The organism is Colwellia sp. M166, assembly GCF_024585285.1.
Classification (GTDB): Bacteria; Pseudomonadota; Gammaproteobacteria; order Enterobacterales; family Alteromonadaceae; genus Cognaticolwellia.
Genome location: NZ_CP040755.1, coordinates 860,100 through 885,807, shown reverse-complemented (window position 1 = coordinate 885,807; position 25,708 = coordinate 860,100). Strand labels below are relative to the sequence as shown.

The following is a 25,708-nucleotide window of genomic DNA, read 5'->3' as shown; positions in this document are numbered from 1 at the left end:
AATTCACCTTGCTAGGACAAGATAAAGTGTGACGTGGTTTAATGGATTCGACTACCCCAGTTAAGACATAATAACCTTAACTGGAGAACATAAATGACAAAACGTAAAAAATACACCAAAGAGTTTAAACTTGATGCAATTTCTTTAGTCAGAGATCAAAATATTAGTGTATCTGAAGCGAGCAGAAATCTAGGTATTGGAAATCAAATGCTTGGCCGCTGGATCAAAGAAGCAGAACAAGAAGATGGTCAAGCTTTTCGAGGTAACGGTAAGCTAACACCTGATCAAGAAGAAATACGTAAATTAAAAGCCCAAGTAAAGCGCCTGGAGATGGAGCGTGAGATATTAAAAAAAGCGACGGTCTTCTTTGCAAAAGAAACGAAGTGAAATATTCGTTTATTACCCATCATAAGAAGATCTGGCCTGTGGTACTTATGTGCCGAATATTGGGTGTAAAAAGCAATAACTATTATAGTTATCAAAAGCGTAAATTAGATAAGCCAAGTGATTCAACACACCAAGAGATGCTTGAGTTAGTAAAGGATATTGCCAAATTTAGTGACAATACCTATGGCGAAAGACGTATTAAAGCGGTACTGAATGCGTTGAGTTTCCGTGTAAGCCGATGGACAGTAGCCAAATTAATGAAAGAGGCTAATGTTTGGGTTCGTTACAAAAAGAAATATAAAGCAACAACCAATAGCAATCACAATAAGCCGCTTTATAAAAATGAGCTTGAGCAAAATTTCATCACAGAGCAGCCAAATCAAGTGTTTGTTGGTGATATCACTTATATTTGGACTGCGGAAGGTTGGCTCTATTTAGCGGTTGTTATCGACCTATACGCTCGCAAAGTTGTTGGCTGGAGCATGGGGTCAAGAATGAAAGCTCAACTTGTCTGTGATGCACTAACGATGGCTGTTTGGCAAAGAAGCCCAGAGAAAGGACTTATTGTTCATTCCGATCAAGGTGTTCAATATGCAAGCCACCAGTACCGAAAATTACTTAATAACAATGGCTTTATTGGCAGTATGAGTAAAAAGGGCTGCTGTTGGGATAATGCCGTTGCTGAAAGCTTCTTTGGTAGCCTAAAGCAAGAGCGTGTTCATTGGAGAAATTATGAAACACGCTATGAAGCGCAACAAGATATAATGAATTACATAACCATGTGGTACAACAGTAAGCGACTACACTCTTACTTAGGGTATCAAAGCCCAAATGATTTTGAATTAAAAATTAATGAGTTAGAAAAAGTAGCTTAACTAGGGTGACTGAATTTACTTGACCAGGTCAGTGAACACCCAATGGCCAATGTATTGCCTTGTTCATAACATTGAAAAGTTAAGAGACAACCTGCATTAAAGGTAAAACCCTTGTCTATTGCCACTAAAATAACCTCAAAAGACAAAAACAAGTAAAAACCAGTCATTATTCATGCTTAGGAATGGAAAAATTAAAACCGCCAAAAACGTAAACGTTTTTGATTGTTAAAAGAAAATAATCCAGTTAGAGTATTTTCATTATTTAATTTTAATAAAAACGAGTAATTCTACAGGCTCGTTATATTTTTCTTGAGTGCGGTGTTAACGTCCATACTTTTATGTAATATACGCACTATAAAAATTTGGTTGTTTTTATACTTTTTGTAATAAATCACATGGCTAGCTTGTGAATATTTGCTGTAGCCCTCTCTAATGTAATCACAATTGAGCCCTGACTCGGGTTCATTAGCTAACAGCTGAAATGTGCTATCTAATACTTTTAGGTAATCGTTCCGTTGAGGTATTCCCCAAGTTAATTGGCTATATCTAGCTATTTTAATTAAATCTATTTTGGCTTTCGAAGACAGTAAAAATTTATTCATTAATGGTTATTTTTATCTAGCTCAATCAACAAATTTTCATAGCTGTAATCGATAACGCCGCTTTGTTCGCCTTGGATTAGCATATTGCGTAAGTTTAAAAGTTTAGCTTCTTGATCTTCTAACACTCTTAATCCAGCTCTAACAACTTCACTTGCTGAGCCATAACGACCAGTGTTAAGTTGTTGTTTTATAAACTGATCAAAATGATCACCTAATGTTACGCTTGTGTTTTTAGCCATGATATGAAACCCCATAAGTACCTATATATAATATATTATGGTATAAAAAATATATCAAGTCATTCAAAAGGACAAAAAACAGTTGGTTTTTGCTCATTCATCGCTTATTTTAACCAACTATTTTGTTGCCTCTTAATGAGGCTATATGTACAAGGAGAGTTCAGTTCATGCGTTACTTAACAATTTTATTATTTATTCCTTTTGTTACTTTAGCTGAAATTAATTCTGTTCTTCAAAAAGAGTTGATTGAAATGGAAATTAAAGACCAAAAAATTAGGAATCAAATAAATAAAATTGGTTGGCAGAATATAACAAAAAAATTAGTGGCTAAAAAAAATGCAATAGATGCAACCAATACAGTTAGGCTAAAAGCTATTATAAAGAAACACTCCTGGCTAACTAAAGATCTAGTTGGCACAGAAGGAGTTAACGCTGCCTTTTTGATTATTCAACATTCACCAGATATTACATTCAAAGAGCAAATGCTGCCTCATTTAAAAAAATCATACTTAAATGGTGAGGGAGTTACTGGACAACAAGTTGCGCTCTTAACTGATAGAGTTCTTATTGCACAAGGAAAGAAGCAAATCTATGGTACTCAAGCTGACGTGAGTGAAGGTCAAGTCTTGTTTAGCCCCATCGAAGATGAAGTTAATGTAGATAAACGACGTGAGGAAATGAAAATGCCCCCTTTAGATTTTTACCTGAAAATAATGGAAAAAATGTACGGGATTAAAGATCACCCTGAAATAGACTTGAATTAATGTGCGCTTATAACTGTTAATTTAAGGGTTCAGATTATGTAAAAGAAACTAGAGCATTTAAGTTACTACTAGTTAATTTTATTATTTCTTTTATATCACTTGGCATTACTTTTACATTAGCGTGGTTTGCTAGACAGTATAAACAAACATCTATTCATTCTCCTGCGATAGTATCAGCATTAGTTCAAACAGCATTATTTCCATTTTCGCATTAATAACAAGTTGTTATATTGGTCTGGATTGCGTGTCAATGGCATAAAACGGGCTATATTTTTATCGATATCTGATGCGCCTCACGCTAAACTTGTTGTATGATTAAACCTTTTAAACACACAGGCCTTAAGAAATAGTTTCAAACTGGTAGTGTTTCAGGTATTCAGGCAAAACATCAAAGTAAATTACGAATGCAACTTGCCGCAATAGATACCGCACAAGAAATTGATGATATCAATTTACCCGGCTTTAAGTTACACCCATTAAAAGGGAATCGTGACGGGGTTTGGTCTATTACTGTAAATGGTAATTGGCGTATTATTTCGAGTTTATAGATGGTAATGCTTATATTTGACCTGGTCAAGTAAATTCAGTCACCCTAGTTAAGCTACTTTTTCTAACTCATTAATTTTTAATTCAAAATCATTTGGGCTTTGATACCCTAAGTAAGAGTGTAGTCGCTTACTGTTGTACCACATGGTTATGTAATTCATTATATCTTGTTGCGCTTCATAGCGTGTTTCATAATTTCTCCAATGAACACGCTCTTGCTTTAGGCTACCAAAGAAGCTTTCAGCAACGGCATTATCCCAACAGCAGCCCTTTTTACTCATACTGCCAATAAAGCCATTGTTATTAAGTAATTTTCGGTACTGGTGGCTTGCATATTGAACACCTTGATCGGAATGAACAATAAGTCCTTTCTCTGGGCTTCTTTGCCAAACAGCCATCGTTAGTGCATCACAGACAAGTTGAGCTTTCATTCTTGACCCCATGCTCCAGCCAACAACTTTGCGAGCGTATAGGTCGATAACAACCGCTAAATAGAGCCAACCTTCCGCAGTCCAAATATAAGTGATATCACCAACAAACACTTGATTTGGCTGCTCTGTGATGAAATTTTGCTCAAGCTCATTTTTATAAAGCGGCTTATTGTGATTGCTATTGGTTGTTGCTTTATATTTCTTTTTGTAACGAACCCAAACATTAGCCTCTTTCATTAATTTGGCTACTGTCCATCGGCTTACGCGGAAACTCAACGCATTCAGTACCGCTTTAATACGTCTTTCGCCATAGGTATTGTCACTAAATTTGGCAATATCCTTTACTAACTCAAGCATCTCTTGGTGTGTTGAATCACTTGGCTTATCTAATTTACGCTTTTGATAACTATAATAGTTATTGCTTTTTACACCCAATATTCGGCACATAAGTACCACAGGCCAGATCTTCTTATGATGGGTAATAAACGAATATTTCACTTCGTTTCTTTTGCAAAGAAGACCGTCGCTTTTTTTTAATATCTCACGCTCCATCTCCAGGCGCTTTACTTGGGCTTTTAATTTACGTATTTCTTCTTGATCAGGTGTTAGCTTACCGTTACCTCGAAAAGCTTGACCATCTTCTTGTTCTGCTTCTTTGATCCAGCGGCCAAGCATTTGATTTCCAATACCTAGATTTCTGCTCGCTTCAGATACACTAATATTTTGATCTCTGACTAAAGAAATTGCATCAAGTTTAAACTCTTTGGTGTATTTTTTACGTTTTGTCATTTATGTTCTCCAGTTAAGGTTATTATGTCTTAACTGGGGTAGTCGAATCCATTAAACCACGTCAATTCTCACCTATGAGGACTATCACTAATGAGTATGCATTATAATCCACCGCATCGCGATTATAGCCAACCATTGTTTTCCGCTTAGCAAAGCGTTGTATCGAGTAAATTAATACGTTTAAGTATTGTTTTGTCGATGATTTGCCAGTAAAGCTTTTGTTGAAAATGTTAACTTCGTTCAATAAGCTTTCTTTTAGTTCCATTACTAGCCTCAAGCTCGGCAATAAATTCTAAAAGGTTTGCAGGAGATCTTAGTAAATATGTAGTTTCCTGCATGGCGTTATAATATTCTAACGACATCATAACAACAGGATCTTCACTTTTTACGTGTAATAATAATTGCAGTGTGATCATTGCAGACATGCGTCATTGTATTTGCTAAATTTGCACGAGCGGTTGTGTAACTAATTGCATCCATGTCTAACTCCAATGTGTTTAAGTACGTTAATTGGTACAGTATGGCGCATTGACACATATCAAGTTACTCAAAAGGAACAATAACTGTTGGTTTTTGCTCCTTCGTCGCTTATTTTTACCAACGAATTCTCGCCTCTTAATGAGGCTAGGATTAATGGAGATAGCCGTGGATTCTAATAAGTATTTTATCAAGCTAGAAAGCCCCTCAGTTGAAGAGTTTATAAATTTAAGGGCTCAAATTGGCTGGGGGCAGTTAGATTTCAATTTAGCTAAAATTAGCTTAAATAATTCTTTGTTTCACGTCACTGTCCGCGATAAAACTAAACTAATTGGTATGGGGCGCATAGTTGGTGACGGAGCAATGTATTTTTATATTCAAGATGTTATTGTTGCTCCAAGTTATCAAAATTCTGCTATTGGCTCTGCTTTAATGGAACAAATAGAAAAATATTTATCAGTTACAGCGAAAAAGGGGTCTACTGTCGGACTGTTAGCAGCAAAAGGAAAAGAAATTTTTTATACTCGTTATGGCTATGTATTGCGACCAAACAACTCTCTAGGTCATGGTATGTGTAGGTTTGTGTAAATTATCCATACAAGAACTTAAAGCGAAAAAATACAGTTGGCTATTTTCCTCATACACTTTAACCAACAATTTTAAAGCTTGTTAATGGGAGTGTTAGATAGCAATGCAAGTCTTGAGGCAAGTCGCAGTATGATAACCAAACTTGAAAGTTCAAATGAAATTGTTGCTGATCAAATTCATACTATTTTTCAAAACTCTTACAAAGTTGAAGCTCAGCTTATTGGCGTGCTTGATTTTCCACCTCTATTACGGAGTGTTAGAGACATAGTCAATTCGAAAACTGATTTTTATGGTTTTAGTGATAATAATTGTCTCGCAGCAATTATTGAAATAAAAATTAATGAAAAACATTTAGACATTCATAGTTTAACTGTAGATCCAATGTATTTTAGGAAAGGCATCGCAGACAAATTGATAAACTATGTTCTAAAAGCATTTGTTATTAAAGTTGCAATAGTAGAAACAGCTGTTGTTAATAAGCCGGCAATTAATTTGTACAAAAAACATGGTTTTCTTGAATTTAGAAGGTGGACTCCGTCACATGGAATTGAAAAACTAGCGATGTCGGTTCAGTTTGCTAGCGAATGAAACATGGAATAACGGACTGCAAGCAGTTGGCTGTCATTCGTTCCTTTCTATTCTAGCCAAAAATTATCAGTCGCTTGAAGAGGTTATATGGATTTATTTTTGTCAAGTAATAGCATTATTCGACAAAAGAATACCTGAAAGGTAGTCGCTAAAGTCTAAGCTGACAAAAGACCTTAAAAATTGAGTAACTGTCAGATAAGCTCTGAGCTACTGTAGCTTATTATTGGAGTGTATCTTGTACACTGCTTACAGCCACACTAAACAATTCTGCAGTGAGCTAGGTGTTACAAGTAGCCGAGCTCAAAATCTACCTCCTTTAATTAATAATTATACCCTTAATTTGTTCTTTTGCTTTTTTTTATGGCGATGTGTCTATGTTAGTTATACCGAGTCTATTAAGTTTGAGCCCACTCAGCGCTAACCAGCGTTTTGAAAACAACGATCATTTTTATTCTATAGGAAGGAAATTATCGGCGGTTATCGAACCGCTGGTAAGCTCCCCAAGGGCGGATTTTAAAAGGCTTACAAGCCGCGTTATTGATTTCGATAAGGTTCTCACAGGGATGTGAGTCAAGATGGATTGAAGGTCGATGGTAATGTCTATTGTTCATTACATCACCGACCTATTCGTATCTTTAGTGAATACAATTATGCTTATTTAGTTGAAAAACGTGCAGATAAGTTTTTTTATCGTCAAAACGTAATCTGTGGTGTTAATCCGAGTCTTGCAATAAGGCTATGCTCTTAATAAAGCATCTAAAGTATCGACAACTTCACTCCAATCCGAATCAAGTTGGATCGCTTCTTGAAGAAATTGCGCTTGGCCACTACTCCAAAAGTCAGCATCAGCCAACGCTTGATTCTCTGGAATTCCGCGGTTAGCGGCAATAAAAAACTCTATTTCTTCATCGCTATTTTTAAGGCCCAGTTGAGCGAATAAACTTGCCATGTCGTGGTTTGAACGATCCATAAAATACTCCATTATCAAGTGTTAATTCAATGTATAAATACTGTTTAGCAGAGAACTTACTGTATATTATCTCATGGCTTTAATCTATTACTGTCTAGATTGGCACTACTGAGGGTAGATTTAAACTTTTGTTCGCACACTGCTGCTACTTATTGCTGTGCCCAACAAAGATAACAGACAGTAACCGGTAAAATAATAAAAGCCAGGGCCTAATGCCGATAAGGTCTGGCTACTAACAATAAAGTCTAATTTAAAACCAAACAGAGCTAATTGTTGCTCTGTTGCTGTTTCCGCATGATTGGTTGAAAGTACGGCAAGAAAAATAGCGACGACAAAAACGTCAGCCATTGACCATTTTCCTATTTGACCTATAAAGTTATAGATTGTAGCTTCCAAGCGAGAATTTTTCTTGGCATAAGCCAGACTCAGTAAAATAAACTTTATTACTGGAATACACAGCGAAAAGGCGAGAATTAATATCGCGACGAGTAAGCGTTCATCCTGCCATAGTTCTTGTATTGTTTGTAATAATGACAAGCTCTTATCAACGATTGTGTTGCTTAATTTAGCACCACTGACATTAGCGGTCATAGCCATATTGAGCGAAAACATCGGTAATAGTATACCCGGTATAAATAATGCGATGGCAATCAGGTTTAAAAGAAAACCTATATGTTTTTTAATCATAATGAGCAGCAATCTTCCTAGATTCATGGTGGTTACAGTGTGGAGCGTATTGTTAACGATTTTATCTTGATGATGCAATATATTTGTAGTGCGTTGCGATAAAAATGAGCCTCGAGTAAATAAGGCGCGTGACATACGCTAGTAAAATATAGTCAACACGCTCAATATTGAGCATGCAAGGTTAGCGCATGAAATGCTAATATGAGCAATAACGATATTTTTTTTGACAATTTAATAGGTTGCTACAATGAAACAAGTACATATTCTCAATGGTGATTGTTTAAAGTATCAGCTAAAAGATATTGTTAAAGCAGAAGTTATTGTAATGAGGGAATGTTTAATTGATGGTAATGTGCAAGGTGCAACACTTAGCGAATTTTATGCCAATAGAGCTGCTTTTACGGCGCAATATCAAGGTTGTACCTTTGCAGGGTATTATGACATTGCCGCGGTTGAAATTGATAAAATTGCTCATATTGCCATAGGCAGCCAAATAATTTGTTGGTTTGAGGATGACTTATTTTGTCAGATTAATTTTTGGTTTGTTATTAACTTACTGATGAAAAATGGCCACCAGAATAATATTTATTTAGTGCGCCCCAGTGCTGGTAACGAATATAGCTTTGCTAATATGACTGAGTCAGAGCTACAACTTGCTTATCAAAATAAGCAAAAATTGTTGTCGCAGCCATTAGTATCTTTAGCCAAACTTTGGCCCTTGTATCAGCAAAATGATGTTGACACTATGCTCGCTGTTGCGAGAGAGTTAACTGATATTTATCCCTTTTTATTGCCCGCTATTAAGGCGCATTTACGTCGTACACCGGATAAAAACGGTTTAGGCTATCCTGAGCGTCAATTACTCGCGATTGCTGCTGAGTTAGATAGCACAGAATTTAGTGTGATTTTTCAGTGCTTTTCCGCAAGAGAGGGCATTTATAGTTTTGGTGATCTACAAGTGAAACAGATGTTTGAGCGGTTAATAAATAACTCAGCGTGCTAGTTTGATACTTGTTTGAGATTAGTAACTAACACGCTTGATTACTGATTACTGATTACTGATTACTGATTACTTTTTCAGGTGCACTTCGCTGAGCTTATCAACGGTTGCCGAGCATGACTTAATAAATGTTGCCATAAAATAGCCAACTTCTGGCATTTCTTGTTTTAGCGTGGCTAATTTTAATTCTAAGCGTTCTTTTACGTGGTCAAATTCATGATTTTGATGGTTCAATTCATCAAGCGCTTTAATATAGGCGACTAAAATATCGGCGGCTTTAACTATTTGCTTATATTTCGGGTCAACGTTGTCCTGCACTATGATATCAGCAAACATTGCCTGAAATTCTTCAGGTAAAGATTCTAGGCATTGCCGTTCGGCTAAATATTCAATTTTTTTAAACTCACGTGCAATTTCTGGATTGGCATATTTTGTTGGGCTGACAATGTCGCCAAAGCGTGTTTCACTGGCTTCATGATATAGCGCAACCGTTGCCACTTTATCGACATTAATGTTACCGGCAAACTTTTTATTTTTAATAACCGCAAGCAAGTGCGCGACAATAGCGACTTGATGCGAATGTTCGGCGACATTTTCAGGTTTAACGCAAAACATCAATGCCCAACGTTTTATCAACGGCATTCTAAACATCCAAGCGAGAAAAGTACTTTGCATTATCTGACCTTATTAATGGTATTAATTTGTTTATTCTTGACGGTAAGTGCTGAAAAAAGTTGCTAACTTTTCCAACGCTGGTTTTAATTCGTCGACATGGGGTAAAAATACTAAGCGAAAATAGTTTTTTTGTTTGATATTAAAAGCTCGGCCTTGAACTAAGAGAATTTTCTCTTGCTTGAGTAAGTCTAAAATCATCTTTTCATCATCATTGATATTAAATTTTTTCTGATCAACTTTTACAAAGAAATATAACGCGCCCATCGCTTGATTACATGACAGGCCATCGATGCTATTAATCATTTCATAAGCAAGGTTACGTTGTTTTATTAAACGTCCATCACCTTGAATTAACTCATTAATACTTTGATAGCCACCCAATGCTGTTTGAATTGCATGCTGAGAAGGTACATTGGCACATAAACGCATTGATGAAAGAATGTTTAAGCCTTCTAAATAATCTTCGGCATGAATTTTAGGACCTGTGATCACCATCCAACCAGCACGGAAACCGGCAATACGATAATTTTTTGATAAGCCACCCATAGTGATAATTAAAACATCGTTAGCTAATCTCGCGGTTGGGATATGCTGTGCTTGGTCGTAGAGGATTTTGTCGTATATTTCATCACTAAAAATGATCAAGTTATGTTCACGTGCTAGAGCGATAATGCCTTGTAGTACCTCTTCGCTGTACACTGCACCCGTAGGATTATTCGGGTTAATCAAAACGATAGCTTTGGTTTTTGGTGATATTTTTTTAGCCATATCATCTAGATCTGGAAACCACTGATTTTTTTCATCACAATGGTAATGCACAGGATTACCACCAGATAACGCGACAGCAGCGGTCCATAAAGGGTAGTCAGGGGCAGGAATTAATACCTCATCACCATTATTAAGTAGGCCTTGCATGGCCATAACAATAAGTTCACTAACCCCATTACCAATGAAAATATCATCAACACTTACATCTAAAATGCCTTGCTGTTGAAAATACTGCATAACCGCAACACGTGCCGGATAAATTCCTTTTGATTCGCAGTAGCCTTGAGCTGTTGGTAAATGATGAATGACATCTTTTAAAATATCATCCGGTGCTTCAAAACCAAATGGTGCGGGATTGCCAATATTAAGTTTTAAAATTTTATGACCTTCATCTTCTAAACGTTTGGCTTCGGCGGCAATTTGTCCGCGAATTTCATAGCAGACGTTTTTTAATTTTGAAGATTTAAGGATAGTTTTCATAGTGGTGTCTTTTAAAAGTTAATGAATATGGTCATTGTTTCGGTATGAAGTGTAATCATCTACCTTAACCCATTGTTACGAATATTGACTAACTTTGAAACAGTTACTTGCAACTTTTTTATAGTAAAAGGTAAAAACTTAGGTCATCTTGTTATTGTGACTAAATTTTCAACAATATATTAGGGGCCGTTGATCTTTCGTGATTGTTTTTACAGCGAATTGTTGGGTATTTATACAAGGCAGAGTTTTTGTCATGTGGTATTTCATATAAAAAGGCGATAAAGACTTTATGCTCCTGCAAAGTCACCTTACCCCACATCCATGTGGGGCAACGCAGTAAAAATGCCCAACAAACGCTGTCTAAAGGATTCGGCTAAAAGTGTTTACTCTTTGTTGCCTACAGGGATGTAGGTACTTAGCGATAGCAGGATGCGGTAGCTGTGAGCACTAATTACGCAGAATGACTAGGCTACATACTGCTCGTCTCGATTAAAACGCTTTACTCTCTTTAGGGCAGGCGAACAAAATTCAACCACGAAAGATCAACAGTCAGTACTAGATATCAGTTTTTAATAGGAGGTTTATCGATGCCGTTACCTTTATTGTGGTTAGGAGCCGCCGCAGTTTCTGCGTTAGCGGTTAAAGGTTTAGCTGAGGATCGAAAAGCTCAGCAACGTAAGCGTTTTAGCCGTTATGGTGCACAAACCTTAGCAGACTTACCCGCGTACGAATCCGCTATTGCAACTTATCCAAGCGATATGTTTTTCACTGAACAGCAGGTTAAGCCCTGTGTTGGCGCAATTGTTTGTTGTGGTATTGGTGGGGTGTTAGACCATACAGGTATTTGGATCGGCGACAATACCATTATTGAAGTTGATGGTAATGGTTTAGTAAAACCAGTATCCACACAGCGCTTTACTGATACACGCTCGGGCAGAGGCATTTTTATTGCTTGTGATTCGTTAGGTGTGCCACTAGCAAGTGAAATGGCTGCGCAACGTGCCATAGCACAAATTTTTCAAGTTAGAGACTATCATTTATTTGATAATAACTGTCATCAGTTTATTTGGCAGTGTTTTCAAATCGATGCTAAAGCGATCACTACCTTTAAAGCTTTATCGCTTAATGTTGCCGCTTTTTTCAATCGCGTCGTTTATTGGGATAGTTGTGATTGTTGTGATTGTTGGTAGCTTACCCTGAATTAATGTTGGTTAAAGTGAGTAAAAAAACGGCTTTGCAGGTTATGCAAAGCCGTTATATTTTTATAGCTAATATATGTAGGGCAAAAAAGCGATTGCCAGTTACTTAATCAATCATAGGGTAACTATTGAGCAAATAACGACATAACGTCGCTAATGGCTAACATTGATTTTTCACCCGTAATACGATTCTTCACTTCAATCTCTTGGTTATCAAGGTTACGTTCACCAATAATTAATAATAATGGCGTACCCATGAGTTCATGATCGGCAAACATGACACCAGGTCGCTCTTTGCGATCATCAAAAATAACTTCAATACCTGCAGCCTGTAACTGTTCATATAAATTTTCAGCGGTTTCTTTAACTCGTGCCGATTTTGCCATATTCATTGGTACAATAGCGACTTGATACGGCGCGATGGCTGCTGGCCACTTGATACCGTATTTATCATGGTTTTGTTCAATCGCGGCGGCAACAATACGTGAAACTCCGATACCGTAACAACCCATGGTTAGAATTTGGTTCTTACCAGCTTCGGTTAATACCCCACAGTTCATTGCTTGAGCATATTTTTCACCTAATTGGAAAATATGACCCACTTCGATGCCACGTTTGATAACAATGTTACCTTTGCCACATGGGCTAGGGTCGCCTTCAACGACGTTACGCAAATCTTCAACACGGTAGTTTTGTGCATCACGATCCCAATTTACCCCAGTAAAGTGCATATCGTTTTTATTAGCGCCACAAACAAAGTTTGCTAAGTGCGCAGCACTGCGATCAACGATAACATCGCCGGTTAAACCAACTGGACCAATTGAGCCAGCGTTACAGCCAGCTGCAGCTAGAATTTGTTCATCGGTAGCAAAAGTTAATGGCGCGGCAACTTGTGCTAAGTTTTCCGCTTTAACTTCGTTTAGTTGATGATCGCCACGTAACACTAAAGCAATAACAGGCGCTTCATTTTCTTTTGTTGCTGTACCTAATACCAATAACGTTTTCACGGTAGTTGTTGCGTCAATGTTAAGCAATGTTGCTACGTCTTCAATAGTACGTGCATTTGGCGTTGAAACTTCTGTTAATGCTTGTGTTGCTTCAGGACGTTGGCCTGTGGGCGCTAATGCTTCGGCTTTTTCAACATTGGCTGCAAATTCACTAACATCACTAAAAGCAATATCATCTTCACCTGAATCCGCTAAAACGTGGAATTCATGTGAAGCTTCACCACCAATAGAGCCGGTATCGGCAATAACTGGGCGATAATCTAAACCTAAACGATCGAAAATACGACAATAAGCATCAAACATCACTTGATAGGTTTTTTTCAGACACTCTTCACCTAAATGGAAAGAGTACGCGTCTTTCATTAAAAATTCACGGCCACGCATCACACCAAAGCGTGGGCGGATCTCATCACGAAATTTGGTTTGAACTTGAAAGACGTTAAGTGGTAACTGCTTGTAGCTGCTAATTTCATTGCTAACAAGCTTAGTGATCACTTCTTCGTGAGTTGGGCCTAAGACAAAAGCGCGGTTATGACGGTCATTTAAACGCAATAATTCAGGACCGTAATCTTCCCAGCGGCCTGATTCCTCCCACAAATCTGCCGGTTGTACCATTGGCATTAATACTTCTAAAGAGCCAGCACGTTCCATTTCTTCACGAACAATATTTTCAACTTTACGTAATACTTTTAAGCCTGTCGGCAACCAAGTATATAAGCCTGATGCTACATTACGCACTAAGCCTGCACGTAACATTAATTGGTGGCTGATAACTTCAGCGCTAGCAGGGGTTTCTTTCAAAGTTGAAAGTAAATATTGGCTTGTACGCATTGAGAAAAAATTCCATTAGTAAGCGAGTAATAAATATGTCGCGTATTCTAGCAGGGCAGTTTCAGCCACAAAAGGTTTAAATTGCCTCAAGTGTGAAATATTACCGATTAATGATTATTAATCATGACTGATCATCGTTAATAATGATTAATAACATTGAGCACCTATTGGTTTTCTGCCATGCCGCCAATGGTTAGTAGCTTGCCATCAAGAACTAATAAACCACGATGGTCCATGGTCGCTTTTTCACTATGAGATATTTGCCAAGTATTTGTTTCGAGGTTATAACGCCATATTGCATTGCTTGGGGTTGAGGGCTTGCCATTATAACCAATACCGTTGTAATTATAGGGATTATCGCTACCGCCAAGATAAGGTAAATTTTTATATGAATTGATATTTTATTCAGTGAATTTGAAAAAGAGTATACATAACAGTGCTGAAGATAATTTAATCATTGTTTTCAAAATCTGACAATAGAAAATGTAACGTTATTGTGACAAATATTTACTAAATATTGGATTTTGTGAAAAAAGTGTTAAAAAATGTTTTTATTAAATGCTGTAGTAGTAGTAGTATTGTTTAGTAGCTCGGTTACACAATTAATTAATATGAATATTTTCATTAGTAGGATTATACAGTTAATGAGCTAATAAAGCTTAGGCTGTATTTAATTAATAGTGACCGGATTTTTACACTAAATAATAAGAGATAAAACATGAGAGAATTTACTAAGATTACTAAAGCAATCTCACTAGCATTGCTCACTGGGGCAGTATCGATACCAGCGATGGCTTTTGAAGAAGATACAAAGAGTGAAGTTGAACGCATTGAAGTTACCGGTTCTCGTATTGCACGTTCTGAACTTTCACAACCGACGCCAATTATTGTGCTTGAAGCTAAAGATATAGCTAAATTTGGTACCCCTGATTTAGGTAGTATTTTAAGTGAACTTCCCGCAATAGGGTCTACCGACACCTTAATCGGTAATAACAATAGTAATGAAGCTGCCGGTACAAGTTCTGCAGATTTACGTCGTTTAGGCTCATCTAGAACATTAGTTTTAATCAATGGTAAACGCCACGTAGCAGGTACGCCTGGAGAAGCAACTGTTGATTTATCAACGATTCCCGCAGCTCTTATAGAGCGAGTTGAAATTATCACTGGTGGTGCATCAGCTATATATGGTTCTGATGCTGTATCAGGTGTAATTAACGTCATTCTAAAGAAAGATTTTGACGGTTTTACAGCAAATTTAACTGGCACAAAATCAACCGAAGGTGTAAATGAGAGAAATCACACTTTTAATATTTTAGCTGGTAGTGACTTTGCTGATGGTAAAGGTAATATTACCTTTTTTGCCGGTATTGAACGTGTTGGTGAAGTAATGTCTGCCGATATTCGTCAATTTCAGGGCTGGGGAACAGTAATAAACCCAGATGACGGCGGTGAAGATGACGGTATTCCTGATAAACTTAGAAGACCTAATGTTTCATCAGAAATGATCCATGCAAATGGTGTTATTAACCCATTTGGTGGTGCTGCTGGTCGTTATGTGTTTGATGGCACAGGTAACCCTTTAGTTCAAACTGAGCGTGAATTCGATAACAGCTTTGCATTTGGTAACTTCCCAAATGGTTGTGATTACTGTTTTAATACTGAAGATTATGAGAACTATTCACCAGGTGTAGAAAAAATTAATGTAGGTTCAACACTAACATTGAATTTAACGGATAATATTACTTTCAACAGTGACTTTAAATATGTTCGTTCAGATATAACACAACAATTTCAACCGTCATTTTTGTTCGGCGATATCACTATTAATGTTGAAGATAATGCCTTTTTAGATGCGGGTTTACGTAATACGTTACTAGATGCCGGTCAAACAAATGTTAGTATGGCTAAGTTTTTCGATGAGCTTGGTAATCGTTCTGCAGCTAATCGTCGTGACTTATTTAGATATACAGCAGGGTTTGAAGGCACATTTGCCTTAAGTGACACGAATGTTAATTGGGAGTTATACTACGTAAATGGTGAAACTACTAATAAACGTCAAACGCTTAATGATTTGATTCCAGATAACCTTTTTGCAGCGGTTGACTCGGTTATTGATCCCTCGACTGGTGAAGCAGCATGTCGCAGCCAAGTAGCAAGTGCTCAAGGCGATGATTATAGCGATCCGGCATCAGTAAATGGTAGTGACTGTGTTGCCTTTAATCCATTTGGTCAAAGTTCTTCGCAAGAAGCTCGTGATTTTGTATCAGCAGACGTAACGCGTGAAGATGTTATTAAGCAAGAGTTTATTGGTGGAGTAGTTACTTTTGATACAGCAGAGTTTGTTAAGTTACAAGGTGGTGCTATTGGTCTTGCAGCAGGTTTTGAATATCGTGAAGAATCATCAGAATCAATCACTGATGAATTTACTAAACGTGGCTTCTTAACAAGTGCTGCTACACCAGATTCATATGGCGAATACGATGTGACTGAGTTTTTTGTTGAGGTAAGTCTTCCTTTACTTGCCGGTATGGACTTTGCTCACGAATTAACTTTAGATGCGGCATTCCGCACAGCTGACTATTCACATGCCGGTAAAGCTGAAGCATGGAAAGTTGGATTAATGTATGCACCATTTGAAGACTTACGTATTCGAGGTACGATAGGTGAAGCTGTAAGAGCTCCAAATATTACAGAAGCATTTGATCCTGTTTCTCCAGGTTTTGCTAGTGTGAGTGATCCATGTGATGCTGATAATATTTCGGATGATCCAGATCGCGCAGCAAACTGTGCTGCTTTAGGTATTCCGGCTGGATTCCAAGCAAATGATAACGTTTCTATTGATCTACTATCCGGTGGTAACTCTGAATTAGAATCTGAAGAATCAGAATCTTTAACCGTTGGTTTTGTTTGGACACCATCATTTATTGAAAACTTATCTGTTACTGTTGATTACTATGATATTGAAATCACTGATGCGATTACATTTGTTGCAGCACAAAATGTTGCTGACAACTGTGTAGATGCTACGGGTGGCCCAGATGCTGGATTCTGTAGTCAAATCGATCGTGATCCAATCACGAATGATATTTCACTTGTTCGTTCTGGTTATTTAAATGCTGCGGCATTAAATACTAAGGGTGTTGAAGCACAAGTTAGATATTCTACCGATCTTAGTTCATTTGAACTTCCTGGCGAAATAACAACAAACTTATTGGTAAGTAAATTACTAGAACTAGAACAGTTTGAATTTCAAGATCGCCCGGATGAAATTAATGTTGAAGATGGTGAAGTAGGTGATCCAGCTTTACAAATCCGCTTTGGTTTAGATTATGAAATTGATGATTTAGTAGTAAGTTGGTCAACTCGTTATATTGATCGTAGTTTCACTATGGATATTTCTCCAACAGGTGATACAGCAGAGGATACTTCTCCAGCTTATATTGGCTCTGTGACTACACATGACGTATCATTTAATTACTTAGTGAATGATGTTGTATCTGTAAGTGCAGGTATTAGAAATTTAACAGACAAGCTAGCACCTGGTTATACTGCTAATGCTATATACGACTTAGTGGGTCGTAGAGCATTTGCAGGTGTTAATGTTAAGTTCTAATGAAAGCAAGTTAACTTAAATCTGTAAATCTTTAAGTGTATTTAAAGAGCGATAATACTTTTTATTATCGCTCTTTTTTTAACCTTTAAATAAACTACTTTATACTAAGTCTATTAAGTTTCTGCCCACTCAGAACTTACCAACGGTTTGAGAACAACGCTCATTTTATTCTATAGGAAGGAAATTATCGAACCATTGGTAAGCTCCCTGAGGGTGATATTAAAAGGCTTACAGGCCGTGTTATTGTTCGATAAGGGAATAACCATTATCTTCACCAATGCCTTGCCTGCATGGATGTAGGTACTTAGCTTCAGTCTGGAACTGTGAACCTGCGCCGCTAAACCTTTTAAGCTTCACAGAGTGGGAAGAAACTTAGTAGAATTGGTATTAGTTAACTTAAAATCGGTTTAAGCTTTTACCATCGAACTCATCTATAGGTCATTGATGTTAGGGGTTGGTTTGTTTCCTTTTAGACAATAAGCCACCTATTAAATTCAGCATAAAACCGTTTGGACTTCTGTGTCTTGAGTGCTCAATTTGAGATGTGTTTTTAAGTTGGTTGTATATCGTATCAATGATAAATCGCCTAGATAGCATCGTTTTACCCTCCAATAATAGCGCTTTTGCTTTCATGTTATTCCAACATTTGTCATTAAATCAACGCCTCGTTCAAGTAGAGATGGTTTAAATTTTATAACCTTTATCTGCGTATAGTTTACCGCAAAGTTCGACGTTAATTTAGGTACGGGTTTCGTATCATGTACATTACCTGTTGTCAGTTTACTTGCTACAATTTCATCTAGGCAATTACTAATAATATGCAGCTATGAAACCATAGAACCAGCTCATTGTTACTTTACCTCGATGGGCAATACAATCGTACGTTGTATGTTGGGGGAACACTATTTTTGGCATAACTTCTAAGAAGCATATATAGCTGAGTCAGTGGATTAGTCATATTGTTCAAACTAGTAGCCAGAAGCGAGCATGTGTTGTTTATGTCAACAAAATGGCAAGAATGGCTTGGGCTATTACAGTCTCTGGTGAGGAATACTCACCAGTATAAGTAAAACTCACTTCAAAGTAATGCGGGGGTATAACGAAACGATGAAATAACAAGTAAAACCTGATAACCTTAAATAACGATTATTTTGACGAGCTGATAAGGCCAATATGTGTGGAATACACCGGAGTCAGAAGCAATAAATTTAATTAAAAGGCCGTACATATGGCAGCAATCCAGTCCCTATTACCGATGAGTTAAACCTTGTGATACGGGATGAAACTATATATAAGATCAGTTGTCGATTTAATCATTATTTGTGATGAATATAAGTGCGTTAGCTGTTTTTCAGTATTGAAGTATCCTCAAGAATATTTCATCACTTTTAAATTGGAGTTTGAGCAGATATTATTATAATTTTTGCTTACTTTAGAGAAAGTAAACAACATAATTCTTAAAAGCTAATAGGTTTACGTTTAGCACGAACAATATCAGTTGACTGAGCTGCTTTTGGCTTAAGGTTGGTGTTGTTTTTAGCCTTGGCTGGCGTGAGTGATGTTTGTGTAGTTTTACTAGCTTTAGCAAGGTTAACCTGAATGGTTTCACCATTAAATTCTATAATGTCATCGTGATAAACTTTTTTTCGTTTTTGAAACTCAACTTCGTTATTTAATAAAACATAGCCCTCGCTGATCACTATTTTAGCTTCACCACCACCACTAACCATATTGGCAATTTTTAATAATTTGCAAAGTTCAATCGGTTGGGTTGAAATATCAATAAGCGCTAAATTTGAGGACATGTAAGGTTTGCTTGTAGTTAACGAAAAAATTCATTATAGCTTAGTTGTAGCGTGATGTCGTTGACGTATTAATCTCGACGACCATTGTAACCTTTAAACTGAATTTTTTAAGATGGTGGACGATACTGGGCTTAATTAGTGACACGGTGCGGGTGGTAAAGAGCAGAAGGTGATTTTGTTTTAAGGATTAACCTTTAAACTGAATTTTTTAAGATGGTGGACGATACTGGGCTTGAACCAGTGACCCCCGCCTTGTAAGGGCGGTGCTCTCCCAACTGAGCTAATCGTCCATAACTATTAAATAGTTTATGAATCAATATAATATAAATGGTGGACGATACTGGGCTTGAACCAGTGACCCCCGCCTTGTAAGGGCGGTGCTCTCCCAACTGAGCTAATCGTCCATAACTATTAAATAGTTTATGAATCAATATAATATAAATGGTGGACGATACTGGGCTTGAACCAGTGACCCCCGCCTTGTAAGGGCGGTGCTCTCCCAACTGAGCTAATCGTCCATAACTATTAGATAGTATATGAATCAATGTAATATAAATGGTGGACGATACTGGGCTTGAACCAGTGACCCCCGCCTTGTAAGGGCGGTGCTCTCCCAACTGAGCTAATCGTCCAGTTATATTACATGTACTTTTTATATTTTAATTATATTACCACTTATAAAATAAGTGGTGGACGATACTGGGCTTGAACCAGTGACCCCCGCCTTGTAAGGGCGGTGCTCTCCCAACTGAGCTAATCGTCCAATATAACTAACATATTAAAACTACAAACAGAGAAGTGGTGGACGATACTGGGCTTGAACCAGTGATTCGGCGCGGGTGATTAAGAGGTGAAGGTGTTGACCTTATTTCTTTTCCAACGCTGAATGTCTACCTCACTTCGAAAGAAGTGGTGGACGATACTGGGCTTGAACCAGTGACCCCCGCCTTGTAAGGGCGGTGCTCTCCCAACTGAGCTAATCGTCCTTCTCTGTGGGGGCGTATTATAGGGAGATCGAAAAAGCTGTCAACCAAAACTCAGCAATTTTTTATTATTTTTTTAACTATTTAGCTTAAACGTTCTATATTTCGACAGGCTGGTGGTTTTCTGAGCTTTCTTTGCTTTGCTGTTATCGCTTGTTAATAAATTTAAGCTGCTAAAAGGTGTATTTCCTGCTCTTGCCTGATAAAATGTTGCCAACTTTATTAATAACTTTTATTTGCTGATTTTGGCAAATAGATATATTTCATTGAGACTTTTATGACTTTAACAACTCGATTTGCCCCGAGCCCAACGGGCTATTTACACGTTGGTGGTGCTCGTACTGCTTTATATAGTTGGCTCTATGCACAAAAAAATGGCGGCGACTTTATTCTTCGAATAGAAGACACTGATCTTGAGCGTTCAACACAAGCGTCTGTTGATGCCATTATGGATGGTATGAACTGGCTGAATTTAACATGGACTCATGGCCCGTACTTTCAAACGCAACGCTTTGATCGTTACAAAGAAGTAATTGAGCAGCTATTAGCATCAGGTAATGCTTATCGTTGTTATAGCACCGCTGAAGAAGTTGACGCGATGCGTGAAGAAGCCAAAGCTAAAGGTGAAATCGAGAAATATAATGGTTTTTGGCGTGAACGCACAGATCACCCTACAGATAAGCCTTATGCTATTCGCTTTAAAAATCCATTAGCTGGCGATGTTGTTATCAAAGATATGGTTAAAGGCGATATCACTATCAGTAATGAACAGCTTGATGATTTAATTATCGCACGTTCAGATGGTACTCCAACCTATAATCTTACTGTGGTTGTTGATGACTGGGATATGAAAGTATCGCATGTGGTTCGTGGTGATGATCATATTAGTAACACACCAAAACAAATTAATATCTTAAAAGCATTAGGTGCAACAGTACCTGAGTATGCGCATATTCCAATGATATTAGGTGATGATGGCAAACGTCTATCAAAACGCCATGGCGCTGTTAGTGTCATGCAGTATCGTGATGACGGCTACTTACCTGAAGCATTACTTAATTATTTAGTACGTTTGGGTTGGTCACATGGTGATAAAGAAATATTCTCTCGTGAAGAAATGATTGAGCTATTTGATCTTAAAGATTGTAATCGCGCGCCATCAGGTTTTAATACTGATAAGCTGATTTGGGTCAACCAACATTACATGAAAACACTCGATCCTGTTTATGTGGCTTCTCACCTCGAGTGGCACATGAAAGAGCAGGGCATTAACATTGAAAATGGGCCAGCGCTAGAAGAAATTGTCAAAATACAAGCCGATCGGGTGAATACTCTAAAAGAAATGGCGCAAATTAGTCGCTATTTTTATGAAGACTTTACTGAGCTTGATGCCGGCGCCGTTAAAAAGCATCTACGACCAGTAGTTAAAGAACCGTTATTATTGGTTAAAGCTAAGTTAGCCGCACTGACTGATTGGTCACCTGAGTCAATTCATGCTGCGATTAACGACACCGCTACTGAACTTGAAGTAGGTATGGGTAAAGTGGGTATGCCATTACGTGTTGCAGCCACTGGTGGTGGTAATTCACCGTCGTTAGATATAACGTTAGCGTTATTAGATCAGCAGAAAGTATTAGCTCGTATCGATCAAGCTATCGACGTTGTTGAAGCGCGTATCGCTAATAGCTAATGTCGTGATAGTTTATTTGAACGTTTGATAAACAAAAGCCAGCGTAGTCGCTGGCTTTTTTATGTCCTTGTAGGCAATGTCACGCTCACAGGGCAGTGCAAAGCGAGCAGTGTTAGTTAACCGTAACTAGAACTTAGTTGTATCGGTAAATAAACCAACTTTTAAATCTTTTGCTGTGTAAATTACACGGCCATCAACAGAAACTGTACCGTCAGCAATACCCATAAATAACTTACGTTTGATAACACGTTTTAAGGTAATTTTATAAGTTACTTTTTTTGCCGTTGGCAGAATTTGTCCAGTAAATTTCACTTCGCCTACACCCAAAGCACGGCCATGGCCTGGGCCACCTGACCATGCTAAATAAAAGCCGGTTAATTGCCACATAGCATCTAGACCAAGGCAACCTGGCATGACTGGATCACCCTTGAAATGACAATCAAAAAACCACAAGTCAGGGTTAATATCTAACTCGGCAATGATTTCTCCTTTGCCATGTTCGCCACCATCGTCAGTAATGCTAACAATTCTATCCATCATTAACATATTGTCAGAAGGTAATTGGCTGTTACCAGCACCAAACATTTCGCCAGTACCCGCTTTTATTAAGTCTTCTTTTGAGAACGAATTTTTTTGTTCCATGGGTTCACTTACATTTATTGAGAATTTAAAGGCGTTACTTTAGCGAACAGTTGTACGCTAAACAACTCCGAACAGTTAAATAAATATTGTTTTTGCTTAACAAAGAGTAAAAAATTTGTCAGTATTAGTTATGCGTAACCACTGCGGTTTAAAAAAATAAAACAGGTAAGTTATTGATGAATATTGAAAAGAAGGCATTAACTAATGCTGAAAAGCAAAAGCGCTATCGTGAAAGACAAAAAGATAGAGGTAAAAAAGAAATGCGTGGTTATCTATCGCCAGAAGCGCAAAAATGCTACGAATTGATTGCTGAACAAACAAAATGGAATGACAGTATTATTTTAAGCAATGCCGTGCGCTTGACTTATGCGGCCTATAAAAATGGTCAAATTGGTTTATTAAATAGCTGGTTAAACAAAAATGAGCTTTAACAAGGCGTATTTCCTGTAAAGCATGGAAAATAAAAAGCAGAAAATTAGATTGTGTTAAAGGGCAATTAACTATATTATTTTTGTCTTAATGCTACTGTTTTTTATAAAGTAATTATAAGGTAATTCTACGTTGATAAATGTTTTGCTAGTTGATGACCATGAGTTAGTTCGTACTGGAATACGAAAAATCCTAGACGAAGTAAAAGGACTTAAGGTGGTTGGTGAAGCTAAAACAGGTGAAGAAGCCGTACAGTTTTGCCGAAAGAACGAACCTAATGTCGTGCTGATGGATATGAATATGCCGGGCATCGGTGGTTTAGAGGCAACTAAAAAAATTATTCGTTATGCACCTGATGTTAAAGTTATCGTGTTAACGGTGTATTGTGAAGAGCCTATTCCCACTAAAGTAATGCAAATAGGTGCCGCGGGTTATCTTACCAAAGGCGCGGGGCCTGATGAAATGATCAATGCCATTCGTGCAGTTAATAGCGGCCAACGTTATATTACGCCTGAAATAGCTCAGCAAATGGCGCTAAGCCAATTTAAATCAGTCGATGAAAACCCCTTTAGCACTCTATCTGAACGTGAATTACAAATCATGTTAATGATCACACGTGGTGAAAAAGTCCCGGATATTTCTGAGCAATTAGTCTTGAGTACGAAAACGATTAACAGTTATCGCTATCGAATGTTTGAAAAGCTCAATGTCGGTAATGATGTTGAGTTGACGCACTTGGCTATTCGCCATGGTATGTTGAAAACTGAAGCCCTGTAACCTTTGTCTGAAAAAACCTTGTCAAATGATGCGGTAGTCTTTGATCATAAAGCTTTTCTAGCTGCTGTTTCTGAACAAGCTGGGGTATATCGTATGTACGATATAAACCAAACAGTGATTTATGTTGGCAAGGCGAAGCAGCTCAAAAAGCGATTAGCAAGTTACTTCCGCAAAGATCTTGGTAGTAATAAAACTCGCGCACTGGTAAAACAAATTACCGCGATCGACGTGACCGTAACGCATACCGAAGGCGAAGCGCTGATCCTCGAAAATAATTATATTAAGAAATACCAGCCTAAATATAATATTTTGTTGCGCGACGATAAGTCTTATCCTTATTTATTGATCACCGACCATAAACACCCTAAATTAGGGTTACATCGTGGTGGAAAAAAAGTTAAAGGTGACTATTTTGGCCCATACCCAACGGTAGGTGCGGTATGGGAAAGCTTGCGCTTAATGCAGAAAATCTTTCCATTAAGGCAATGTGAAGATAGTTATTATCGAGCGCGAAGCCGACCGTGCTTACAGTATCAGTTAGGGCGATGCTCGGCGCCTTGTGTTGATAAAATATCACCAGAAGATTACCAAAAACAAGTCCAATTAGCTAAGTTGTTCCTCAAAGGTAAAAGTTCAACTGTGATTGAGCACTTGGTCGAGAATATGGAAAGCGCCAGTAAAGCGCTGAACTTTGAACATGCGGCAAAATATCGAGATCAAATTGCGACCTTAAGAAAAGTGCAGCAGCAACAGTTTGTTAGCGGTAGTGTTGCTGAGATGGATGTGATTGGTTTGTATCGTCATAAATCTCAAGCTTGTATTCATTTATTGTTTGTTCGAGAGCAAAAAATATTAGGCAGTAAAAGTTACTTTCCAACGGTGCCGATTGATACCAGTGATGCGGAAATAATTGCTGCATTTATTAGTCAGCATTATATTGGTAATGAGCTGAATTTAGGTGCTATTCCAAAAGAAATTATTATTTCGCAGGCAATCGATAATCAACAAGATATTGTGCAAGTCATTTCAAGCCAAGCGGAGCGAGAGGTAAAGCTGTCGCATAATGTGCGTAGCGAACGAGCACAATATTTGAAGCTAGCCTGCACTAATGCAACCACGGCATTAATGACCCGAAACTCCCATAAAGAATCTATGCAGGCAAGGTTTTCAGCGCTTAATGAAGTGTTTGAACTAGCTAATGGCATATCCCGCATTGAATGTTTTGATATCAGCCATACCATGGGGCAACAAACCGTGGCCTCGAATGTGGTATTTAACCAAGAAGGGCCATTAAAAAGTGATTATAGGCGCTATAATGTGCACGGCATCACCCCCGGTGATGATTATGCCGCGATGGCGTTCGCTTTAGATAAACGCTATAGCAAAGTCACCAGTGAAGAAAAAATGCCTGATATTATTTTTATTGATGGTGGCAAAGGGCAGCTGTCAAAAGCAGAAGAGTTTTTTGCCGGTGTAGATAAAGTTAAAACACCTTTATTAGTTGGGGTTGCTAAAGGTGAATCAAGAAAGCCGGGATTGGAAACCTTAATTTTAGCGGGTAGTCATCAATTGATCTCATTACCAGCAACATCTCCAGCATTACATTTAGTGCAACATATCCGAGATGAGTCACATCGCTTTGCTATCACAGGACATAGGGCTAAACGACAAAAGGCCAGTAAAAAGTCGACATTGGAAACTATACCAGGAATAGGGGCAAAGAAAAGACAAGCACTTCTACAATACTTAGGTGGCTTACAAGAAGTGCTAAAAGCAGACAAAGCGACCTTAGAAAAAGTACCAGGTATCAGTAAACTCTTGGCGGAAAATATTTATGACGCCTTGCATGACAATTAGAACGCGATC

The 25,708-nt window shown here is 37.8% G+C and carries 24 protein-coding genes, 6 tRNA genes and 2 pseudogenes; 12 read left to right on the top strand and 20 right to left on the bottom strand.

Translation table 11 applies throughout. The annotated features are described in order from the left end of the window. Positions 1-93 precede the first annotated feature (93 nt). Positions 94-1,262 (top strand): IS3 family transposase gene (locus FGD67_RS04040; RefSeq protein WP_257172841.1). Its coding sequence is split into 2 segments (ribosomal slippage): positions 94-343 and positions 343-1,262, totalling 1,170 coding nucleotides; the frame shifts between segments, so codons are not numbered across the junction. A 287-nt stretch (positions 1,263-1,549) separates the two neighbouring features. Here the strand turns inward: FGD67_RS04040 and FGD67_RS04035 are convergent. Both FGD67_RS04035 and FGD67_RS04030 read right to left on the bottom strand, forming a co-directional pair. Next, positions 1,550-1,864, bottom strand: a complete 315-nt coding sequence (locus tag FGD67_RS04035; protein ID WP_257173806.1) for a type II toxin-antitoxin system RelE/ParE family toxin — start codon at positions 1,862-1,864, stop codon at positions 1,550-1,552. Continuing rightward, positions 1,864-2,103 (bottom strand): type II toxin-antitoxin system ParD family antitoxin, encoded by a 240-nt coding sequence (locus tag FGD67_RS04030; RefSeq protein WP_257173805.1) that lies wholly within the window; start codon positions 2,101-2,103, stop codon positions 1,864-1,866. The genes FGD67_RS04035 and FGD67_RS04030 overlap by 1 nt, the downstream gene beginning before the upstream one ends. Positions 2,104-2,270: 167 nt before the next feature. Here FGD67_RS04030 and FGD67_RS04025 point away from each other — a divergent pair, with 167 nt between their 5' ends. Together FGD67_RS04025 and FGD67_RS04020 are read left to right on the top strand one after the other, a co-directional pair. Further along, entirely contained in the window at positions 2,271-2,867 is a 597-nt protein-coding gene (locus FGD67_RS04025) for a DUF6624 domain-containing protein (protein ID WP_257173804.1), read from the top strand. Between the two features lie 311 nt (positions 2,868-3,178). After that, a pseudogene (locus FGD67_RS04020) lies at positions 3,179-3,435 on the top strand (type II toxin-antitoxin system RelE/ParE family toxin). 28 nt (positions 3,436-3,463) lie between these two features. Here FGD67_RS04020 and FGD67_RS04015 read toward each other — a convergent pair. The 3 genes from FGD67_RS04015 to FGD67_RS04005 form a co-directional block, all read right to left on the bottom strand. After that, positions 3,464-4,633, bottom strand: a complete 1,170-nt coding sequence (locus FGD67_RS04015; RefSeq protein WP_257172610.1) for an IS3 family transposase — start codon at positions 4,631-4,633, stop codon at positions 3,464-3,466. A gap of 230 nt (positions 4,634-4,863) precedes the next feature. Then, positions 4,864-5,058, bottom strand: a complete 195-nt coding sequence (locus FGD67_RS04010; protein ID WP_257175204.1) for a hypothetical protein — start codon at positions 5,056-5,058, stop codon at positions 4,864-4,866. Then, complete coding sequence (locus FGD67_RS04005; protein ID WP_257173803.1) at positions 5,012-5,113, bottom strand: type II toxin-antitoxin system Phd/YefM family antitoxin; 102 nt, start codon at positions 5,111-5,113, stop codon at positions 5,012-5,014. The genes FGD67_RS04010 and FGD67_RS04005 overlap by 47 nt, the downstream gene beginning before the upstream one ends. A 165-nt stretch (positions 5,114-5,278) precedes the next feature. Between FGD67_RS04005 and FGD67_RS04000 the strand changes: the two genes are divergently transcribed. Beyond that, positions 5,279-5,698, top strand: coding sequence for a GNAT family N-acetyltransferase (locus FGD67_RS04000; protein WP_257173802.1), 420 nt, complete (start codon positions 5,279-5,281; stop codon positions 5,696-5,698). A 129-nt stretch (positions 5,699-5,827) separates the two neighbouring features. Continuing rightward, a complete protein-coding gene (locus FGD67_RS03995) occupies positions 5,828-6,286 on the top strand; it encodes an N-acetyltransferase (RefSeq protein ID WP_257173801.1) in 459 nt (152 codons plus the stop codon). Between the two features lie 736 nt (positions 6,287-7,022). On the opposite strand, the gene FGD67_RS03985 is transcribed toward FGD67_RS03995, so the two are convergent. Further along, on the bottom strand, positions 7,023-7,256 hold the full coding sequence (locus FGD67_RS03985; protein ID WP_257173800.1) for a DUF2789 domain-containing protein: 234 nt from the start codon (positions 7,254-7,256) through the stop codon (positions 7,023-7,025). A gap of 120 nt (positions 7,257-7,376) precedes the next feature. Next, the gene (locus FGD67_RS03980) at positions 7,377-7,943 is read right to left on the bottom strand and encodes a paraquat-inducible protein A (protein WP_257173799.1); all 567 of its coding nucleotides are present in this window, start codon (positions 7,941-7,943) and stop codon (positions 7,377-7,379) included. Between the two features lie 247 nt (positions 7,944-8,190). Here FGD67_RS03980 and FGD67_RS03975 point away from each other — a divergent pair, with 247 nt between their 5' ends. Continuing rightward, complete coding sequence (locus FGD67_RS03975) at positions 8,191-8,946, top strand: DUF1835 domain-containing protein (protein WP_257173798.1); 756 nt, start codon at positions 8,191-8,193, stop codon at positions 8,944-8,946. Between the two features lie 66 nt (positions 8,947-9,012). Here FGD67_RS03975 and yfbR read toward each other — a convergent pair whose 3' ends face one another. Then, positions 9,013-9,618, bottom strand: coding sequence for a 5'-deoxynucleotidase (yfbR, locus tag FGD67_RS03970; protein ID WP_257173797.1), 606 nt, complete (start codon positions 9,616-9,618; stop codon positions 9,013-9,015). Between the two features lie 30 nt (positions 9,619-9,648). Continuing rightward, on the bottom strand, positions 9,649-10,866 hold the full coding sequence (locus tag FGD67_RS03965) for a pyridoxal phosphate-dependent aminotransferase (RefSeq protein ID WP_257173796.1): 1,218 nt from the start codon (positions 10,864-10,866) through the stop codon (positions 9,649-9,651). 587 nt (positions 10,867-11,453) lie between these two features. Between FGD67_RS03965 and FGD67_RS03955 the strand changes: the two genes are divergently transcribed. Next, the gene (locus tag FGD67_RS03955) at positions 11,454-12,056 is read left to right on the top strand and encodes a hypothetical protein (RefSeq protein ID WP_257173795.1); all 603 of its coding nucleotides are present in this window, start codon (positions 11,454-11,456) and stop codon (positions 12,054-12,056) included. A gap of 134 nt (positions 12,057-12,190) precedes the next feature. Here FGD67_RS03955 and FGD67_RS03950 read toward each other — a convergent pair whose 3' ends face one another. Continuing rightward, entirely contained in the window at positions 12,191-13,903 is a 1,713-nt protein-coding gene (locus tag FGD67_RS03950) for a proline--tRNA ligase (protein WP_257173794.1), read from the bottom strand. Between the two features lie 164 nt (positions 13,904-14,067). Then, entirely contained in the window at positions 14,068-14,238 is a 171-nt protein-coding gene (locus tag FGD67_RS03945; RefSeq protein WP_257175060.1) for a kelch repeat-containing protein, read from the bottom strand. A gap of 383 nt (positions 14,239-14,621) precedes the next feature. On the opposite strand from FGD67_RS03945, the gene FGD67_RS03940 reads away from it, so the two are divergent. Further along, positions 14,622-17,516, top strand: a complete 2,895-nt coding sequence (locus FGD67_RS03940) for a TonB-dependent receptor domain-containing protein (protein ID WP_257173793.1) — start codon at positions 14,622-14,624, stop codon at positions 17,514-17,516. A 447-nt stretch (positions 17,517-17,963) separates the two neighbouring features. On the opposite strand, the pseudogene FGD67_RS21880 reads toward FGD67_RS03940, so the two are convergent. The 8 genes and pseudogenes from FGD67_RS21880 to FGD67_RS03905 form a co-directional block, all read right to left on the bottom strand. After that, a pseudogene (locus FGD67_RS21880) lies at positions 17,964-18,295 on the bottom strand (transposase). Between the two features lie 678 nt (positions 18,296-18,973). Then, positions 18,974-19,321, bottom strand: coding sequence for an RNA-binding S4 domain-containing protein (locus FGD67_RS03935; protein WP_257173792.1), 348 nt, complete (start codon positions 19,319-19,321; stop codon positions 18,974-18,976). 214 nt (positions 19,322-19,535) lie between these two features. After that, a tRNA-Val gene (locus FGD67_RS03930) sits at positions 19,536-19,611 on the bottom strand. 38 nt (positions 19,612-19,649) lie between these two features. Next, a tRNA-Val gene (locus FGD67_RS03925) sits at positions 19,650-19,725 on the bottom strand. 38 nt (positions 19,726-19,763) lie between these two features. Further along, positions 19,764-19,839 (bottom strand) — tRNA-Val (locus FGD67_RS03920). Between the two features lie 38 nt (positions 19,840-19,877). Continuing rightward, positions 19,878-19,953 (bottom strand) — tRNA-Val (locus tag FGD67_RS03915). Between the two features lie 55 nt (positions 19,954-20,008). Next, positions 20,009-20,084: transfer RNA gene (locus tag FGD67_RS03910), tRNA-Val, on the bottom strand. A 147-nt stretch (positions 20,085-20,231) separates the two neighbouring features. Next, positions 20,232-20,307 (bottom strand) — tRNA-Val (locus FGD67_RS03905). A 274-nt stretch (positions 20,308-20,581) separates the two neighbouring features. On the opposite strand from FGD67_RS03905, the gene gltX reads away from it, so the two are divergent. After that, on the top strand, positions 20,582-21,994 hold the full coding sequence (gltX, locus tag FGD67_RS03900) for a glutamate--tRNA ligase (RefSeq protein WP_257173791.1): 1,413 nt from the start codon (positions 20,582-20,584) through the stop codon (positions 21,992-21,994). Between the two features lie 126 nt (positions 21,995-22,120). Here the strand turns inward: gltX and fabA are convergent, their stop codons facing one another. Then, on the bottom strand, positions 22,121-22,636 hold the full coding sequence (gene fabA, locus FGD67_RS03895) for a bifunctional 3-hydroxydecanoyl-ACP dehydratase/trans-2-decenoyl-ACP isomerase (RefSeq protein ID WP_257173790.1): 516 nt from the start codon (positions 22,634-22,636) through the stop codon (positions 22,121-22,123). 176 nt (positions 22,637-22,812) lie between these two features. On the opposite strand from fabA, the gene FGD67_RS03890 reads away from it, so the two are divergent. From FGD67_RS03890 to uvrC, 3 genes are all read left to right on the top strand, one after another. After that, entirely contained in the window at positions 22,813-23,067 is a 255-nt protein-coding gene (locus FGD67_RS03890) for a hypothetical protein (protein WP_257173789.1), read from the top strand. A gap of 130 nt (positions 23,068-23,197) precedes the next feature. Then, a complete protein-coding gene (uvrY, locus tag FGD67_RS03885; protein WP_257173788.1) occupies positions 23,198-23,842 on the top strand; it encodes a UvrY/SirA/GacA family response regulator transcription factor in 645 nt (214 codons plus the stop codon). Positions 23,843-23,845: 3 nt separating this feature from the next. Continuing rightward, a complete protein-coding gene (uvrC, locus tag FGD67_RS03880) occupies positions 23,846-25,699 on the top strand; it encodes an excinuclease ABC subunit UvrC (RefSeq protein WP_257173787.1) in 1,854 nt (617 codons plus the stop codon). Positions 25,700-25,708 lie beyond the last annotated feature (9 nt).

What these genes read in the sequence shown, in the direction of transcription:
- FGD67_RS04025 (WP_257173804.1), top strand. Translation starts at nt 2,271, where the DNA reads ATGCGTTACTTAACAATTTTATTATTTATTCCTTTTGTTACTTTAGCT.
- gltX (WP_257173791.1), top strand. Translation starts at nt 20,582, where the DNA reads ATGACTTTAACAACTCGATTTGCCCCGAGCCCAACGGGCTATTTACAC.
- fabA (WP_257173790.1), bottom strand. Translation starts at nt 22,636, where the DNA reads ATGGAACAAAAAAATTCGTTCTCAAAAGAAGACTTAATAAAAGCGGGT.
- FGD67_RS03955 (WP_257173795.1), top strand. Translation starts at nt 11,454, where the DNA reads ATGCCGTTACCTTTATTGTGGTTAGGAGCCGCCGCAGTTTCTGCGTTA.
- FGD67_RS03890 (WP_257173789.1), top strand. Translation starts at nt 22,813, where the DNA reads ATGAATATTGAAAAGAAGGCATTAACTAATGCTGAAAAGCAAAAGCGC.
- FGD67_RS03950 (WP_257173794.1), bottom strand. Translation starts at nt 13,903, where the DNA reads ATGCGTACAAGCCAATATTTACTTTCAACTTTGAAAGAAACCCCTGCT.
- FGD67_RS03935 (WP_257173792.1), bottom strand. Translation starts at nt 19,321, where the DNA reads ATGTCCTCAAATTTAGCGCTTATTGATATTTCAACCCAACCGATTGAA.
- FGD67_RS04035 (WP_257173806.1), bottom strand. Translation starts at nt 1,864, where the DNA reads ATGAATAAATTTTTACTGTCTTCGAAAGCCAAAATAGATTTAATTAAA.
- FGD67_RS03975 (WP_257173798.1), top strand. Translation starts at nt 8,191, where the DNA reads ATGAAACAAGTACATATTCTCAATGGTGATTGTTTAAAGTATCAGCTA.
- FGD67_RS04010 (WP_257175204.1), bottom strand. Translation starts at nt 5,058, where the DNA reads ATGTCTGCAATGATCACACTGCAATTATTATTACACGTAAAAAGTGAA.
- FGD67_RS03985 (WP_257173800.1), bottom strand. Translation starts at nt 7,256, where the DNA reads ATGGATCGTTCAAACCACGACATGGCAAGTTTATTCGCTCAACTGGGC.
- FGD67_RS03965 (WP_257173796.1), bottom strand. Translation starts at nt 10,866, where the DNA reads ATGAAAACTATCCTTAAATCTTCAAAATTAAAAAACGTCTGCTATGAA.
- FGD67_RS03980 (WP_257173799.1), bottom strand. Translation starts at nt 7,943, where the DNA reads ATGATTAAAAAACATATAGGTTTTCTTTTAAACCTGATTGCCATCGCA.
- FGD67_RS04005 (WP_257173803.1), bottom strand. Translation starts at nt 5,113, where the DNA reads ATGGATGCAATTAGTTACACAACCGCTCGTGCAAATTTAGCAAATACA.
- FGD67_RS04015 (WP_257172610.1), bottom strand. Translation starts at nt 4,633, where the DNA reads ATGACAAAACGTAAAAAATACACCAAAGAGTTTAAACTTGATGCAATT.
- FGD67_RS03940 (WP_257173793.1), top strand. Translation starts at nt 14,622, where the DNA reads ATGAGAGAATTTACTAAGATTACTAAAGCAATCTCACTAGCATTGCTC.
- FGD67_RS04030 (WP_257173805.1), bottom strand. Translation starts at nt 2,103, where the DNA reads ATGGCTAAAAACACAAGCGTAACATTAGGTGATCATTTTGATCAGTTT.
- FGD67_RS03995 (WP_257173801.1), top strand. Translation starts at nt 5,828, where the DNA reads ATGATAACCAAACTTGAAAGTTCAAATGAAATTGTTGCTGATCAAATT.
- yfbR (WP_257173797.1), bottom strand. Translation starts at nt 9,618, where the DNA reads ATGCAAAGTACTTTTCTCGCTTGGATGTTTAGAATGCCGTTGATAAAA.